Source organism: Desulfuromonas soudanensis (assembly GCF_001278055.1).
In the GTDB taxonomy this organism is placed as follows: Bacteria; Desulfobacterota; Desulfuromonadia; order Desulfuromonadales; family WTL; genus Deferrimonas; species Deferrimonas soudanensis.
Genome location: NZ_CP010802.1, coordinates 2,153,203 through 2,167,718 on the forward strand (window position 1 = coordinate 2,153,203; position 14,516 = coordinate 2,167,718).

Genomic DNA, 14,516 nt, shown 5'->3' on the forward strand with positions numbered 1-14,516 from the left:
GTCTTACGGCAAAAAGATTCTTCGCACCTTTTTCTTCACACCGCTGACCAGGTAGGGCACAAGGCGGCGTTTCTCCTTCAGGATACGGACAAAGAGGTCTTGGCGCGTCTTCGGCGGCAGGGGCCTCTTTTCCCGTTTTCCAAGGGAGAGAGCCTGACGGCGGCAGGAGGAGATGCAGGCCCCGCACCCCAGACAAATCGTGTCATCGATCACCATCGTGCGTCCCCCCTCCCCTTCGACATCCCCGATCGCAGCCACGTTGCACGCTTCGAGGCAAAGGCCGCAAGCGCTGCATGAACCGGCGTCGAGGACGGCGACATAGGGCGTTTTGGCGATCCCCTCGCGGTATCCGGCCTGCACGCCGGCCAGCAGTTCGCAGCAACAGGAACAGCAGTTGCAGATAAAGGAGGGTTTCTGGCGGATGTTGTCGGTGACATGGGTGAGGTGTTGTTCCCTGGCCGAATCGAGGACCGCCAGCAGCTCTTCGGTCGTCCTCGGTTCGGCAAATCCCCTGCGCACCATGAACTTGGCCGCCGTCCCCAGGGAGATGCAGATCTCCTCCACCGGCGCCCCCTTGCGGCAGGTCTCGCCGAGATGCTCCTTCTTGTGGCGGCAGTAGCAGAGACCGACCGCTCCGAAACCCGCCTGCCGGATGATCTCCCGGGCGTTTTCGTAGGTGGTGATCTCGGAACTCACCGGGATGTGCTCCTCGTAGACGAGGGAGCGGGTCAAGGGCGTCCTGCTGCCGAAGAACTCCCTGGCCATCCCCTGGTGAGGGTTTTCGAACAGGTACTCCGTCATCAGCCGGGCGATTTTTTCCAGCGGCAGATCGGTGCGATTCTTCATGAAGGTGAATTCGAAAAAACCGATCAGCCCCGGCATCAGCAGATAGTAGGTCTTTCCGCCATAGGGGAGATCCATGACCAGTCCCTTGTCGGCCATCGTCTCGAGGATCGGCAGCAACGCCTCTTGATCGATCTTCGTCAGGCGGCAGAGCTCGGAGAGGGTGGCCTCCTCGAGGGGGAAGCGCGACGCGACGTAGGCCTCCCGTTCCTCAAAAAGGAGACCGAGGATCTCGCGCAACTTCTCGCTGTCCGGCAGCCCGACGGGGTACCTGTTGAGGCGATCGATCAGCGGCACGATACTCTCTTTGGAGCCGATATGGTGTCCCATGTCCTCCCTTTCCTCCTCTCCCCTTGCTTCGGTTTGCCTCCAGGAGTTTCCCTGCGCGATGCGACCTTCGGGATTCAGTCCTGCCCGAGCATACCAGACTTCAGGTCGTCGTCGGCCGGCTTTTTCCCCAGATAGATAAGGAGGACCCCCCGGGCCAGAGCCGGGGATTTCAAGCGTCCCAGGAGAGCCCCATTGTGCCGGGCGCTGACCGTTCCGTCGCCGTCCAGTTCCAGGTCGACCACGTCCCCGCGGACGAAATCCTTGCTGAACCAGGAGAGGAACCGGGTGACGTCCTCCGACCCCTGAAGGTCGGGGGAGTTGGCGGCAAGCCCCTCGGCAAAGGATTCCACGATCTTCTGCCGGTCGAGTTTGTCGTAGAGGAAGTTCATGCGGATGAGCTTTCCGCCGGCATCCATCGCAGCCTCCTCTCCGCTCGACACCTTTTTGGCCGTGTAAAGAGAGCCGACGTAGATCGCCATGAAGAACTTCTTTCTGGTCCCGACGCCGTTGAGTTCCAGAGTCTGCCCCTGAAGGGTAACCGCTGGATCGATCGGCACTCCCTTCACTTCCAGGGCCCAGAGGTCTCCCGCCATCAACATCAGCACCAGAGCCGCGAGCAAAATCCGTTTCATTTTCATCCTCCCTCCGGGCACTGCGCCCGAACTTGTTAAAAATTCAAGACGACTCAGACAACGCTTCGCCCCGCCGCAAATCCCCGGTGAACGGCATCGATGATCATCCCCGGCTTATCCGCATCCCCGACGACCTGACCGACGATCCCCCGCTTCCGGAGGACCTCCTTGAGAGCGGAGGAGGATCGGGTTCCGACGGCCATGACGACGGTATCGGCGGCAATCTTCATCCTTTCGCCGTCCTTTTCGATGCAGATCCCCTCAGGAATGATTTCAATCACCCTGCTGGCGACATGGGACTGTACGCCGAAACGCTTGAGGTCCTGCAGCATCCCCCAGCGGGTGGTCTTGCCGAAATTGGTTCCCAGTTCCTTGAGCATCTCCACCAGAACGACCTCGCACCGGCCGTGCGTGGCCAGTTCCAACAGATCCTCGGCGCTCTCGGCTCCGTGGATAAGGAGAAATTTGAGGGCCTCCGCCGACAGGGTCCCTTCCTCGGCCAGGGCCAGAGCCGTCTCGACCCCGACGGCGCCGCCGCCGATAATGGCCACCCGGCGCCCGGCGCGAACCTTCCCTGAAAGGACGTCCCAGGCCTGGACGACGTGGGGGAGATCGGCTCCGGGGAGAGGCAGAGCGATCGGTTCGCCTCCGGTCGCCAGGATCACGGCGTCGGGCTGTACTGCCTCGATAAAGGCCTCGTCGACTTCGGTGTCGAGCCTGACGCAGACCGGACTCGCCGCTACCTGGGCCGAGAGGTCGATGGCCAGCCGGGCGAACTCTTCCCGCCCGGGAGGGGCGCCGGCGAGGCAGAGCTGTCCGCCGAGACGGCTTTTTCCTTCGGCGAGGACGACGTCGTGCCCCGATTCGGCCGCCGCCAGGGCGGCGCTCATCCCCGCGGCGCCGCCGCCGATGACCAGGACCCTGCGCCCCTTTTCGGCACGACAGGCAGCGGTCTTCGCCTCGAACCCCGCCCGCGGATTGCAGAGACACTCGACGGCCTTCATCTTGAACAGGTTGTCGAAGCACCCCTGTCCGCAGGCGACGCAGTGGACGATCTGGTCCTCGCGCCCTTCCAGCGCCTTGAGGGGGAGATACGGGTCGGCGATGAGTGCCCGTCCCATGGCCACCAGGTCGCACTCCCCGAGAGCGATCATCTCCCGGGCCGTGGCCGGGTCGTTGATGCGGTGACTGGCGATCACCGGCACCGACACCAGATCCCGGATTCCCCGGGCCAGGTAACCGAAGACCCCCCGGGGGACCTTGGTCACGATCTGGGGAATTGGCGCCTCGTGCCATCCGACATTGACGCTTAAGGCATCGGCGCCGCTTTCGGCCATTTGGACGGCGAATTTCTGCAGGTCCTTTCGCCCGATCCCCCCGGGCATGAAATCGTTGCCGTTGAGGCGCACCAGGAGGGGAAAATCGGACCCGACGGCCCGGCGCACAGCCTCGAGGACCTCGACGGCAAAACGCATGCGGTTTTCCAGGGAGCCGCCGTAGTGGTCGGTGCGGTGATTGGTGACGGGGGAGAGGAATTCGCTGATCAGATAGCCGGTGCCGCAGAGGACCTCGACGGCGTCGAATCCCGCCTCTTTGACCCGGGCGGCGGCAGCGGCGAAATTCTGGATGATCTCCCCGATCTCATCGAGTTCCAGGGCGCGCGGCGTCTCGCCGGTGAGCCGGGAAGGGACGGCCGAAGGGGCCACCGGCTTTTTTCCCAAGAGGAAAAAGGAGTGGTTGTAACGCCCGGCGTGGTTGATCTGCACCGAGGCGCGGGCGCCTCCCTCGCGGATCGCCGCGGCGAGGCGAGTCAGTCCGGGAATGTACTCGTCCCGATGGGCGCCGATGTGGGCCGGGTGGGCGGAGAGTTCGTCGACGGAGGCATACCCGACGGTGATCATTCCCACGCCCCCGCGGGCCCGCTCTGAATAAAAATCGACAAGGCGGTCGCTCACCTCGTAATTGCGGCACATGTTGAGGTGCATGGCCGGCATGAGGATCCGGTTCTTGATCTCAAGGCCGTTGATGAAGATTGGTTCGAACAAGGGGTCGGGCATGGCATTCTCCTGAATCGGGGTTCAGAGCACCCCTTCAAACCGCGATTGAACCTCGCCGTAGAGTCCGAAGGCCTCAAGGGACCCCTTCAGGCGTCCGGGATCGGCGAGAAAATCAGTCATGAACAGCACCTCCGATGCCTTGAGGTAGAGTGTAAAGGGGTCGGTCAAGGTGTCGCCGAACAGCGCCCCGATCTGCTCCTTGACAGAGAGCCCCCCGGGGAGGAGCCGGATCCGACCGGCGCGCTCAAGCAGTTTGCCGACGTAAAAGAGGACCGTCTCCTCCAGCCCCTCCACGGGATGGCGGTGTCCCGGTAGGATCGTATAACCGCGCAGGTATCTGAGCTTTTGCAGGCTGTCGCAATAGGCCTGGTAGTTGCCGAAGCGCCCTCCCCTTTCGAGATCCATGTCGAGCAAAGGCGCCTGAAAGGTCTCCCGGAGGAGGACATCGCCGGTGATGGCGTAGCCGTCGACCAGATAGACCAGATCGCTCTGGGAGTGCCCGGGGCAGCCGAGGACTTCGATGCCGAGCCCGGCCGGGATATCCGACTCCTCGGAGATGCCGTAGCGCTCCGGAACGCCGGGAAAGAGAAGACTGCTGTCCACGATGCTGCGCAGTCCGGCTATGGTGCCTCGGTCGAAACCCATCCCCTCGAGGAGGTTCTCGATGCAGCCGAGTCGTTCGTCGTGGCGGCGCAGTTTCAGGTCGTCCTTGAACGGCAGATGAATCCTGGCGTCGGTGTTCTCGGCAAGGAACCGGACCTGACCGTAATGGTCCACATGACAGTGGGTGATGAAGACGTGCTTCAGGCGCCCGAGATCGACCTGCCGGCGCAGGACATCCCGCGTTTCCTCTCCGGGCGGACCGGTGTCGAAAAGGACCAGCTCGCCGTCGATCTCCCTGGAATAGAAATGAACCTCCCCCACCATGTAGGGGGTATTCACGGTATGTATTTGCATTCAAGTGCCCGTCACTTCCATACCGCCGATGTTCTGCCCTCTTCCCCTGGTCATCCCCCCCGCCCTCCATCCCCTTAAAAGATGTATTTTTCGTCCTCGATCGCGGCGGCGGCCAGGGTTCTCTTGGCCTGGAGGAGGCCGGTGGCTTCGAACTTGGTGAAGCGCCTGATGCCGCTCAGGATCATGGTCAGGGTATCGCCCTCTTCCACATAGAAGGCCCCCTTGCGGGCGGCTGTTGCGAACTTCTCGCTGGCATCGAAGGCGCAGACCCTGGCGACGGCCTCGAGGAGCTCCTTCTTGCGCGCACTCGCCTTGGCGTGCACCTTTTCGCAACGCAGCACCGCGCTTTCGAGGGCAAAGATCTGGATGGCCAGGTCGGCGGCCGCCATGAGAATTTCCTGCTCCTTTTCCAGCTTGTCCATGTATTTCTGAATGGCGGCGCCGGAAAGGATCAGGAAGACGGTCTTGAGATTGCCGATCAGGGATTTCTCCCGGGCGAAGGGCTGGCTTTGGTCGATCGCCTCGAAGGAAGGAGTCATGAGCTGCTCGAAGGCCTTCATCGCCTCGCGCTGCAGGGGGAGTTCCCCTTTCATCGCCTTGCGCAGGATCATGCCGGGGATGAGGAGGCGGTTGACTTCGTTGGTCCCCTCGAAGATGCGGTTGATGCGTTCGTCGCGGTAGAAACGCTCGGCGGGATACTCGCTGACGTAGCCGTATCCGCCGTGAATCTGAAGGACCTCGTCGACGACGTCGGCCAGGACCTCACTGCAGTAGACCTTGGAGATGGCGCACTCGGGGGCGTACTCCTCGATGGCCTTCAGGTATTCCTCGTAGTAGTTGCCGACGGATTTGTCCAGGGTCGAGAGCTTGGTGTCAAGGAGACCGGCCAGGCGATAGACGAGGGACTCGGAGGCAAAAATGCCGGCGGTGAGATCGGCGATCTTCTCCTGGATGGCGCCGAAGGAGCTGATCTGCGCATTGAACTGCTTGCGTTCGTTGGCGTATTTGACCCCTTCGACCAGGGCCATCTTGGCGGCACCGGTCACGCCGGCGCCGAGCTTGAAGCGCCCGATGTTGAGGACGTTGAAAGCGATCTTGTGCCCCTTGCCGATCTCGCCGAGGACGTTTTCCACCGGCACCTTGCAGTTGTCGAGGATGATCTGCGTCGTTGAAGAACCCTTGATGCCGAGCTTCTTCTCCTCGGCGCCGACCTGCAACCCTTCGAAACTCTTCTCGACCAGGAAGGCGGTAAAGTGCTCCTTGTCAACCTTGGCGAAGACGGTGAAGAGTTCGGCGAACCCGCCGTTGGTGATGAACTGTTTGGTGCCGTTGAGCAGGTAGTGGCTGCCGTCCGCGGAGAGGATCGCCGTCGCCCTGGCGCCGAGGGCATCGGAACCCGAGCCCGGTTCGGTCAGGCAGTAGGCGGCCGCCCACTCGCCGGTGATGATTTTCTCCAGGTACTGCGCCTTCTGCGCTTCGGTGCCGTAATATATCAGGGGAAGAGTCCCGATTCCCGAGTGGGCGGAAAAAGCCACGGAGAAGGAGCCGGAGGCGGCGATCTTTTCAGCGACCAGCATGCTGGTCGCCTTGTCCAGCTCAAGACCGCCGTACTCCTCAGGGGTGTCGATCATCAGCAGCCCCAGCTCGCCGCATTTTTTCAACCCTTCGACCACCCGGACGAAGTTCTGATTCTCGATCTCCTCCACATGGGGGAGAATTTCGTTTTTGACGAACGCCTCGGTCGTCTCGCCGATCTGCCGCTGTTCATCGGTGAAGTCCTCCGGTGTGAAGACGTCCTGGCAAGGGACCTCGGTAATCAGATATTCGCCGCCCTTGAGAATTTTTCTGTCCATTTTCATCTCGTTTCTCCTTGTCGCCATAATGCACCCTCCTCAAGCCCCGCCCATGGGGGGGATATAAAGGAGCAATGTTCCTAAAGTCTCTCGAAAATGCCGGCGGCGCCCATGCCGCCACCGATGCACATGGAGACCATGCCGTACCGGGTGCTGCGCCGTCCCATCTCGGAGAGGAGCGTTGCCGTCAGCTTGGCGCCGGTGCAACCGAGGGGGTGGCCGAGGGCGATGGCCCCGCCGTTGACATTGATGATGTCCGGGTTGAGCCCCAGCTCCCGGATCACCGCCAGGGACTGGGCGGCAAAGGCCTCGTTGAGTTCGATAAGGCCCAGATCCTCCTGTTTGAGCCCCGCCATTTTGAGGGCGGCCGGAATGGCTTCGATCGGACCGATACCCATCAGCTCCGGGGGGACGCCCTTGACGGCGAAGGCCAGAAAACGGGCGAGCGGGTCCTTGCCGATCTTCTTGAGAAAAGCCTCGGAGACGACCAGCACCGCGGCGGCGCCGTCGGTCATCTGGGAGGAGTTGCCGGCGGTCACCGTCCCGCCGAGCTTGAAGGCCGGCTTGAGGCGGGAGAGCCCCTCGACGGTGGTATCGGCGCGGACGCCGTCGTCAATCTCAACCAGTTCGCTCTCCTTCCTGATCTTGCCGCCGACGATCACGGTCTTTTCGATCTCGACGGGGATAATCTCCTCGCCAAAGCGGCCGGATTCGATGGCGGCGGCCGCCTTTTGATGACTGGCGGCGGCAAAGGCATCCTGGTCCTGCCGGTTGATGCCGTACTTCTCGGCCACCAGTTCGGCGGTGATCCCCATGGAGGCGAAGGACTCGGGCCACGCGGCCATAAGCGACGGATTGGCGCTGTACTTGTTCCCCCCCATGGGGACCGTGGTCATCGACTCGGTGCCGCCGGCGATGATGCAGTCGGCAAACCCCGCCATGATCCGCTCGGAGGCCATGGCGATGGCCTGCAGTCCCGAGGAGCAGAAACGGTTGACCGTCTGCGCTGGCACCTGGTAGGGAAACCCGGCCTTCATCGCCGCCACCCGGGCGACGTTCATCCCCTGTTCCCCCTCGGGAAAAGCGCAGCCGAGAATCACGTCCTCGACCAGCGCCCTGTCGATGCCGGTGCGCTCCATGAGCCCCTGCAGGGCCGCCGCGGCCAGATCGTCGGGGCGCATGTTTTTGAACTTCCCTTTTTGGGCCCGGCAACCGGGGGTTCTGTAAGCCGCCAGAATATAGGCTGTATTCATCTCACTCCTCCGTAATGACTTTGATTTGTCAGGAAATCGGCATCTAGTTGCGTAGCGGTTTGCCCGTCTTCAACATGTGTTGAACCCGCTCGGCGGTCTTTTTGTTGCCGCAGAGGCCGAGGAAGCCCTCCCTTTCGAGCTCAAGGAGGTAATCCTCGCTGATCGGCGTCCCCGCCGGCACGTCGCCGCCGGTGATGATCCCGGCGATGACGCCGCCCATCTCTGCTTCGTACTCGGTGACGAAGCCGCCCATCTTCATGTTCCAGAGCTGGCTTTTGATGCTGGCGGCAACGCTGCGACCGGGCGCCGGGACGTTTTCCTCCTTCTGCTTCGGCCGATAGTTCACGGCCAGGGCCAGCACCTTCTGCTTGGCATCGGCGATCAGCCGATCGATATTCATGGTGATACTGTCCCCTTCCCGCATATACCCCATCCCCTGCAACTCGGCGGCGCCCATGGAGACCTTGGCCATGCCGATCTGCTGGAAATACTTGAAGACAAAGGGAGATACGTCGGTGTCGTACTTGCGCGCCAGGGCGACGGCCCGCAGGCACATCTCCTTGGTGCCGCCGCCGGCGGGCAGAAGGCCGACCCCGATCTCCACCAGCCCCATATAGGTTTCAGCGTAGGCGTTGATGGCGGCGGAATGCAGAGCGTACTCGCAGCCGCCACCGAGGGTCATGTTGAAAGGCGCCGCCACCACCGGGACCTTGGCGAATTTGATGGCCATGGTTGCCTTCTGGAAGGCGCGCACCGTCATGTCGATATCCTCGTAGGCCCCTTCGGCCAGGGCAACGGCGAGCATCATCAGGTTGGCACCGACGGAGAAGTTGGCCCCCTGATTGCCGATCACCAGGCCGACCCCTTCCTCCTCGGCACGCTTGACCGCCTTGTGGGTCATGGCCAGGATGTCGCCGGTGATGGCATTCATCTTGGAGTGGAACTCGAAGCCGAAGACACCGTCGCCGAGATCCACCAGCGAACAGTTGCCGTTCTTCTCCACCACCCCTCCCGTGCGCTTGAGAATCTCCAGATGGATTTCCCCCGTCTTGACCGGCACCGGCCGGTAGGCCCCGGAGAGGAGATCGTAGTACTCCCTGGTTCCTTCGTCACTGAGGCGGTAAAACGACTCGACCTGCTTCAGGGCCTCGGGAACGGCCACACCGTCCTTTTCGCTCCGCTTGACGAAGGAGGCCACGCCGATGGCATCGAGCATCTCGAAGGGACCGATCTCCCAGTTGAACCCCCACTTCATGGCGTTGTCGACATTCACCACGTCGTCGGCGATCTCGGGAATGCGATTGACGGTGTAGATCAGGGTGTCCCGCAGGCTCTTCCAGGCAAATTCTGCCCCCTTGTCGGACCCGCCGACCATCATCCTGACCCGCTGCGCCGGGTCGTCGATCTGCTTGACCGCCAGCACCGAGGGATATTTCGGTTTCTGTGCCGGCAGGTACTCGCCGCTGGTGTAATCGTAGAAGAAGACCTGGTTCTGCTCTCCGCTCTTCTCCTTCTGGTAAAAACCCTTGCGGGTCTTGTTGCCGAGGAGCCCCTTCTCGATCATGCGGGTCATGAAGTCGGGGACCTTGAAGACCTCCCGCTCCTCGTCCTCGGGGAGGAGATCATAGGAGTTGTTGCCGACATGCACCAGGGTGTCGAGACCGACCAGATCGGCGGTGCGGAAGGCGGCGCTCTTGGGACGGGCGGTGGCCGGACCGGCGACGCTGTCGACCTCCTCGACGGTCATCCCCATCTCGACCATGTGCTCGAGCCCCTTGAAGATGGCGTAGACACCGATGCGGTTGGCGATGAAGTTGGGCGTGTCCTTGCCGTAGACGATCCCCTTGCCGAGACGCCGGCTGATGAAATCGGCCATCCCCGAGATGACCGCCGGATCGGTGTCGGTACAGGGGACGATTTCCAGCAGGCGCATGTAGCGCGGTGGATTGAAAAAGTGCGTGACGAGAAAGTTTTTGCGCACCTCGAGGGGCAAGGCCTCGGCCATCTCGTTGACCGACAGGCCGCTGGTATTGGTGGAGAGGATGGCGCCCGGAGCCAGATGCGGCAGGACTTTGGCCAGCAGCGACTTCTTGATCGGCATGTGCTCGATGACCACCTCGACCACCCAATCGCACTCCTTGAGCCGCGCCATGTCGTCGTCGAAATTGCCGACCCGGATCTGCCCTGCGTACTCCTTGAGATAGAGGGGTGCCGGCTTCATCTTCAGCAGGCCCTCAAGCCCTGCCTGGGCGATGCGGTTGCGCACCGGGGGGCTCTCCAGGGAGAGCCCCTTGGCGGCCTCCTCCTCGGTCAGTTCGCGCGGCACGATATCGAGAAGTTCGACCTCCAGGCCGGCATTGGCCAGGTGCGCGCCGATGGTGGCGCCCATGACACCGGCGCCGAGTACTGCGACCCGTTTGATTAGCCTCATCCTTTTCCTCCGTTTCCATTTTCGAGATAGAGTTTTTCAATTTTGTCCCGGTACGTTTCGTAAATGACTTTTCTCTTGAGCTTCATGGTCGGTGTCAGCTCTCCGCCTTCGACAGAGAAGTCCCGGGCAATGAGCACGAATTTTTTGATCGTTTCGTAGGAAGGGAGCTTCCCGTTGACCAGGGCGATGCGCTCGGCAAAGAGTGCCCTGACCCGGGAGTGGGAGACGAGATCCTCCATGTCGAAATAACTCAGGTTCTGCTGGTGGGCCAGTTCGAGCAAACGCTCGAGGTTGGGCGTCAGGATCGCCACCAGGTACGGCCGGCTGTCGCCGTAGACAAAGGCCTGGGAGATGTACTTGTCGAGCTTGAGTTCATTTTCCATCGGCTGCGGTGCGATGTTCTTGCCTCCGGACGTGACAATGATCTCCTTTTTGCGGTCAACAATATAGACAAAACCGTCCCCATCGATTTTTGCGATATCCCCGGTGAGCAGCCAGCCGCCGGTCATCGTTTTTTCCGTCTCTTCGGGGTTCTTGTAATAACCCCGCATGACCTGGGGACCCTTGACCAGAAGTTCGCCATCCTCGGCCAGTTTCACCTCGGTTTTCTCCAGAGGCCGACCGACGGAACCAAAGCGTACTTCATCGATATTGTTCAGGGTAACGGCGGGGCTGGTCTCGGTCAACCCGTACCCCTCGAAAGTCGGGATGCCGATAATCCACATGAACTCGTTGATCGTTTTGTCGAGCGGAGCGCCGCCGGAGATGAAAAAACGCAGGCGGCCGCCGAAACGCTGGCGGATGGCGCGGAAAACCAGGCGATCAGCCAAGCGATATTTGATCCCCAGCAGACCGACCGGTTGACGATGCACGTATCGGCAATAGACGTATTGGCGGCCGATCTCCACCGCCTGATGAAAAAGTTTGCGCTTGAAGGGGTTCATCTGGTGGACGTTTTCGTAGATGCGCGAGTAGATCTTCTCGAAGAGCCTCGGCACGCTGACCATGGTCGTCGGCCGGACCTCAAGAATATTCTCCACTACCTTGTCGACGCTCTCGGCAAAAGCCACATGACAGCCGTACATGAGGGCGGCATGATAGCCGGCGGTGCGCTCGAGAACGTGGCTGAGGGGCAAAAAGCTGAGAAATACTTCGGAACTCTCCATTCCTCCAAGCTGCTTCACCCCGTACCAGGCGTCGGCAATCATATTGGCCTGGGTCAGCATGACCCCCTTGGGAACCCCCGTCGTCCCCGAGGTGTAGATAATGGTGAGCAAGTCCTCGGAAGAAATTTTCTCGCTTTCCGCCTCGATTTCCTGCTGTTCGCTCTCGGTCAGAGGATAGGAAATTTCCGACAGCTGAAAGAGGGTGTAGACCGGCAGGGCCTTGTCGCCCATGAAACGCTCATAGGAGACGATCAGCTCGACGTCGGGAATCTGATCCCGGACACTCAGGAGCTTTTGATACTGAACCCGCGTTGAAACAAAGACTATTTTCGCCTCGGAATGGTTGATGACGTAAGCGGCCTGCGCGGCCGTATTGGTGGCGTAAATCGGCACGGTGATCGCGCGCACCATCTGGATGCCCAGGTCGGAAATCGCCCAGCCGCCTCGGTTCTCGGAGAAGATGGCGACGCGATCTCCCGGCTGGACGCCGGCCTTTTTCAAACCGCGGGCGGCCATCAGGACCCGCTCGTACAGATGTTCGTAGCTCAGGGAAATCCACTCCCCGCCCTTCTTGTAGCTGACAGCGGTCTGCCCGGCAAACCTGGCCGCATTGGCCTTGAGCATTTCAGGAATCGATTTGTACGGCAGCTCGCTCATCCTCTTCCCCTTTTTCAGCAGGTTGTTCGTTTTATATCTAACTTTTACGTTCACGTCAAGTCAAATCTAAAACACTATTCTACGATATTCGAAAACTTTCCCCGGGCCCGCCCCGCTCATTTGAATACATGGCTTAAAAGGCCTGGGCCGCCCATGGATGTTTCAATATTTACAGGAGGTGGGTGAGTCCGCCGTTTTCAAGGCGGAACGCCACCCACCTCCCCTTCTACCGGTCAGAAATTATAGGCGAGTTGAATGCTGGCGATATCGACAGCGTTCTCGAATTCGCCGACGAGGGTCCCGGCGAAGAAATTTTCTCCGTTCGGATCGACCCCCGCCTGCCGATCAATCTTGCTGTCGGAGACGAAAAGGTGCGCATAGGCAAAATCGGCCTTGAGGTTCTCGGAAAAGCGGTAACAGGCGCCGACGGAAGTCCAGAAACGGTCCTCGCCGGGGATGCGCGGGGTGCGGTTTTCGGCATCGGGAATCGGCGTTTCGTCAAAGGCCACCCCGGCGCGGAGGGTCAGGCTCTCACTGGCATCGTAGCTCCCTCCCAGGGAATAGCGCCAGCTGTCGTTCCAGTTGTAGGAGGTGACGGAATCGCCCTTGAGCGGATTGTCGAATTGCACCCGCAGTTCATTAAATACGCTCCAGTTCGTCCAGGTGACGTCGGCCATGAGCGCCAGGCGGTCCGTGAACCGATGATACACGCTGGCGGAGAGGGTGTCCGGCAGGGTTATGTCGGCCTTGGCGCCGCTGTCGGCAAAAGTGGCTGCGATACCGCCCCCTACCCCACCCGGCAAAGAAGTAACCGCTGTTGGAACGGTAAAGTCGGCCGACCCCTTGGCGGTATATTCCATCCGCGAACGGTAAGCCAGGCCCAATCGCGTGTTCTCATTGGCCTCGACAAGAAGGCCGAGATTGTATCCGTAAGCCCAGTCGTCCGCATCAAGGACAACCCTGCCGTCGGAACCCTGGGGAGTGCCCAGGGCGCCCCCCGAGAGAGCCGTCGCAATCGATCCGAAATCGATGGCGTTGCTCAGTTCGGCGGTCAATTTTTGGGCATTGAAACCGGCACCCAGGCTCAGATGGTCATTGACTTTGTAGGCCAGTGACGGATTGATGTTCACCGTTTTCACCTCGGAACGCAGGGCGTGGTAACGCCCCTGCCAGCCATCGGCGTATTCCGTCGCCAGCCCGAAGGGGGCATTGACCCCGATGCCAAAAGCCCAGCCATTGTCCATATTCGCCGCGTAATAGACATTAGGGACAAATGCATCCTCCCCGCCGTCGCCGCCTTCGCTCCCCGACAGGGCCACAAAAGCCCCTCCGGTGAGAGCGGGCGACAGCGACGAGCCGTTGTCGCTGAACTCCGTTTTGGGTTTGATGTAATGCAGTCCCAAAACGGCCTCCTGACCCTTCAGCCGGGTGAGTCCTGCCGGATTGAAGAAGAGGGTCGATGCATCCTCGGCGACGGCGGCCGCCCCAGAAAATGCGGTTCCCAGACCGCTGACGCTCTGCTCGACAATTGCAAACCCCGATGAAAAGACCGGCGAAGCCATCCCCAAAACCAGACAACAAGTCGCAACTACCCTCTGTACCACTTTCATAGCCCACTCCTTTGTAGGTTCCTACCGCGCACTCAAATATCCGTCCACCCCAAAACCGCCCATGGCCTCACAGTCCCGACCCCTTGAAACACCCTCATCCTGTCCCTGACACTTATACCCACCGCTTACGTTCAAGTCAACCATTTTTAGAACATTATTTGTTTTATCATTGAGCGCATATTTTCACACGGACAAATAGTCTCCACATGGTTAAAAATTAAGGCAATTCAAGATATTGATATGACAAACATTGTTTCATTAGGGACCAGACGAATTTAATTCTTTTCTACAAATTGGACAGAGGACGACACCGGAAAATAGGCGGAAGGAAGGGTACCAGCAAAGGAGCAGATGGGAGGGGAACGGCAGGGATCGGGAAGTTTTCGCGGTTTGGACAGGAGGGACAAAAATGACGATACGCCGGAGTTGTTTCGCCGAGAGACGATCTCCTCAGGGCCGCGGCAGCCAAACCAGGACGAAAAAGAAAAAGGGCTGCAATCCTGACGGATTGCAGCCCTTTCAATCTCATGGTGCCGAAGGGGAGACTCGAACTCCCACGTCCCTACGGACACTAGACCCTGAACCTAGCGTGTCTACCAATTCCACCACTTCGGCAAGAAGCGAGGGTGTTTATAACAAATGAAAATCGACATTGCAACAAAAAAACACGGAGCAATGGTTTTCTCCGTTGCCGCCGTCGTTGACTTGCCCTGCACGGAAGGTAACG

9 protein-coding genes and 1 tRNA gene are annotated in these 14,516 nt (G+C 60.4%); all 10 read right to left on the reverse strand.

What is annotated here, in order from left to right; translation table 11 throughout:
• Nucleotides 1-3 precede the first annotated feature (3 nt).
• The 10 genes from DSOUD_RS09800 to DSOUD_RS09845 all read right to left on the reverse strand — a co-directional run bounded on the left by DSOUD_RS09800 (nt 4) and on the right by DSOUD_RS09845 (nt 14,404).
• Nucleotides 4-1,173 (reverse strand): 4Fe-4S dicluster domain-containing protein, encoded by a 1,170-nt coding sequence (locus DSOUD_RS09800; RefSeq protein ID WP_053550839.1) that lies wholly within the window; start codon nt 1,171-1,173, stop codon nt 4-6.
• 74 nt (nt 1,174-1,247) lie between these two features.
• A complete protein-coding gene (locus DSOUD_RS09805; RefSeq protein WP_053550840.1) occupies nt 1,248-1,805 on the reverse strand; it encodes a chalcone isomerase family protein in 558 nt (185 codons plus the stop codon).
• Between the two features lie 53 nt (nt 1,806-1,858).
• A complete protein-coding gene (locus DSOUD_RS09810; protein WP_053550841.1) occupies nt 1,859-3,862 on the reverse strand; it encodes an oxidoreductase in 2,004 nt (667 codons plus the stop codon).
• Nucleotides 3,863-3,883: 21 nt separating this feature from the next.
• A complete protein-coding gene (locus DSOUD_RS09815) occupies nt 3,884-4,819 on the reverse strand; it encodes an MBL fold metallo-hydrolase (RefSeq protein ID WP_053550842.1) in 936 nt (311 codons plus the stop codon).
• Nucleotides 4,820-4,893: 74 nt separating this feature from the next.
• Entirely contained in the window at nt 4,894-6,672 is a 1,779-nt protein-coding gene (locus DSOUD_RS09820; protein WP_053552358.1) for an acyl-CoA dehydrogenase family protein, read from the reverse strand.
• A gap of 80 nt (nt 6,673-6,752) precedes the next feature.
• Nucleotides 6,753-7,925 carry an acetyl-CoA C-acyltransferase gene (locus tag DSOUD_RS09825; protein ID WP_053550843.1) on the reverse strand — a complete coding sequence of 391 codons (1,173 nt, stop codon included), beginning with the start codon at nt 7,923-7,925 and terminating at the stop codon, nt 6,753-6,755.
• A 43-nt stretch (nt 7,926-7,968) separates the two neighbouring features.
• Complete coding sequence (locus tag DSOUD_RS09830; protein ID WP_053550844.1) at nt 7,969-10,356, reverse strand: 3-hydroxyacyl-CoA dehydrogenase/enoyl-CoA hydratase family protein; 2,388 nt, start codon at nt 10,354-10,356, stop codon at nt 7,969-7,971.
• A complete protein-coding gene (locus DSOUD_RS09835; protein ID WP_053550845.1) occupies nt 10,353-12,179 on the reverse strand; it encodes an AMP-dependent synthetase/ligase in 1,827 nt (608 codons plus the stop codon). Before DSOUD_RS09835 ends, DSOUD_RS09830 begins: the two co-directional genes overlap by 4 nt.
• 233 nt (nt 12,180-12,412) lie before the next feature.
• Complete coding sequence (locus tag DSOUD_RS09840) at nt 12,413-13,789, reverse strand: OmpP1/FadL family transporter (RefSeq protein ID WP_082351189.1); 1,377 nt, start codon at nt 13,787-13,789, stop codon at nt 12,413-12,415.
• A gap of 528 nt (nt 13,790-14,317) precedes the next feature.
• A tRNA-Leu gene (locus DSOUD_RS09845) sits at nt 14,318-14,404 on the reverse strand.
• Between the last annotated feature and the right edge of the window lie 112 nt (nt 14,405-14,516).